Source organism: Carboxylicivirga litoralis (assembly GCF_025499605.1).
Taxonomy (GTDB): Bacteria; Bacteroidota; Bacteroidia; order Bacteroidales; family Marinilabiliaceae; genus Carboxylicivirga; species Carboxylicivirga litoralis.
Window position 1 is genome coordinate 1 of record NZ_JAFMVC010000079.1, and the last position, 2,261, is coordinate 2,261.

At 29.8% G+C, this 2,261-nt stretch carries 2 protein-coding genes; one reads left to right on the forward strand and one right to left on the reverse strand.

The window, feature by feature from the left end:
* Positions 1-2,039, forward strand: a 2,039-nt coding sequence (locus J1N10_RS20720; protein ID WP_262328640.1) for a hypothetical protein, incomplete at its 5' end; no start/stop codon positions are given.
* Positions 2,040-2,061: 22 nt separating this feature from the next.
* Here J1N10_RS20720 and J1N10_RS20725 read toward each other — a convergent pair.
* Positions 2,062-2,261, reverse strand: a 200-nt coding sequence (locus J1N10_RS20725) for a hypothetical protein (RefSeq protein ID WP_262328641.1), incomplete at its 5' end; no start/stop codon positions are given.

Below are 2,261 nucleotides of genomic sequence, written 5' to 3' on the forward strand. Positions count from 1 at the left end.
GTAAAAATGAGCTTAATGACAGCATAAAAAAAATAAAGCTAGATGAAGCTCATTTAAAGACAAAAATAACAAAATCTCAATCTGATATTAAAACCTTAAACGACAAGCTTCATGAATGCCAAGTATTAAGTCAGAAAACAACTAACGATAGTGAAAAATTTAAAGAAGGCATAATAAACTTAAAAAGTAAGAAAGAAAACGTTGAATCACTTAATAAACAATATCAGTTCATAAAGCTGGAAATTGACAATCTGCAAAAGGCTATTAATGACCTTGAAAACAAACAGCTGCCGTCAATTTTTGAAAAAGAATTTAAGGATTATAAGGAATCTATTACGGAGCTTGATACAATTAAGGAAAATATTACAAAACAGAATGAGAAACTTAAAAAGCTAAATCAAGAAATACAAGCACAAAAAGAGTTATCTCAAGATATTGAAGAATTTGTTACAAGAGGTGCTGAATTAGCTGATAAGGCGCAAAGCTCTGTCTGCCCATTGTGTAATTATGATTATAAATCTTATAATGAGTTAACTGCAAAAATATCTAATAACAAGTTCCTGTCGCAAAAGCAATCTGAGCTTCTTAAATCTAGAAGTGGCATAGAAGCAGTGCTAAATGATTTAAACCAATCACTAAGTGAAAAAATATCTGCAATTCAATCATCACTGCAAAAATCGTTGGATGCAAAAAATAAAAAGCAAAACTCTATTCTTGAAAAGCTATCTGAAAATAATGAAGCTATTAAAAACATTGAAGCTGAGATTAAAACATACCAGGACGAACTTAACAAGCTAAATACTATTTTGAATGGCTCTACATTTGAATCATACAAACAAGATGTTTCAGAATCAATAAAAGGTTTTGAAAAAAGTGTAAGCACTAATAATGATTCTCTTAATAAAATTCAAGAAGATTTAAATAATAAGCATTCAGATATTAAAGGTTTTGAAAATAATTTAGAAGTCTTAAAGAACACATTGACTGAATTAAAGTCTGACAAAGCTTATAATTCAATAGTTGATTATTTTAAAAAGGAGTTCATTGATACAAAACCAAACCTTGAACTTTTAAAACAAAAACAGACCGAAGTTTCTGAAAACATACAACAACTTAGCTCATCAATTCAGGATATATCCAATAAAGTAAAGGATTTGGAAAAAGACTTAACGAATACGAATGAAGAGCTGATAAATAAAGAGCTTTCAGAATTGAATCAAGAAATTCAGATTTTGCAAAGAAACATAACAGGCTTCGAAAGATTTTTAAATACTGAAGTAGGTTTGACTATTGAAGAAGATAACAAAGAAAAACTAAAAGCTGAACTTGAAAAAAACAAAAGAACATTCATAGATAAAATTGAGAAAGCAGAGCAAAAAACACTCAAATTCAAACTACTTAAAGAACTAAAACAAAACGTTGAGCCATTTTTAAAATATCAAAAAGCAAAAAAAGAAGAAGCTGAAATAATCAAACAAAAGAAATTCTTGGAAGAAAATGTAAAGCCTCTATTAGAACAAGAAAGGCTAAAAGTATCTGATTACTTGGATAATCAAATAAGTTCGTTTTTCTATGAAGACTTAATTAATGATTTATACAAAAGAATTGATCCACACCCTGATTACAAAAGGTTGAAATTTATCTGCGACTTTAAAGATGACAAACCAAAACTAAATGTTTGTTTATATAAAGATGATAGTGATGAAGACCCAATAATACCTAACCTATATTTTAGCACAGCACAGCTCAACATTTTAAGTCTAAGTATTTTCTTAGCAAAAGCTTTGAATGCAAAAGATGATGAAGGGAATCCAATTGAAAGCATTTTTATTGACGATCCGATTCAGTCTATGGATAGCATTAATATTCTATCCACAATTGACCTATTTAGAGGAATTGTGGTTAACCAGAAAAAACAAATAATCCTATCAACCCATGACGAAAATTTCCATAACCTTCTTAAAAAGAAAATGCCATCAGGATTATTTAAATCTAAGTTTATGGAATTGGAGACCTTTGGGAAGGTAAAACTTGAGTGATAAAAAAAATCTCTATTTTTTTTTAAGTCGGTACACCACCGACTTTTTTTGTACCCTCCACCCAAAAATAACCAAATCCAACCAATTCGGGCAAAACATAGCCAAACACAACCAAACCCTCACCATAATGGAAATAACGGCCATATTGACCACCCTCAAACGATTTAATGTGACCACCTTGTAACGATTCAAAGTGACCACCCTCGTTTTTCAGTAAAAAAA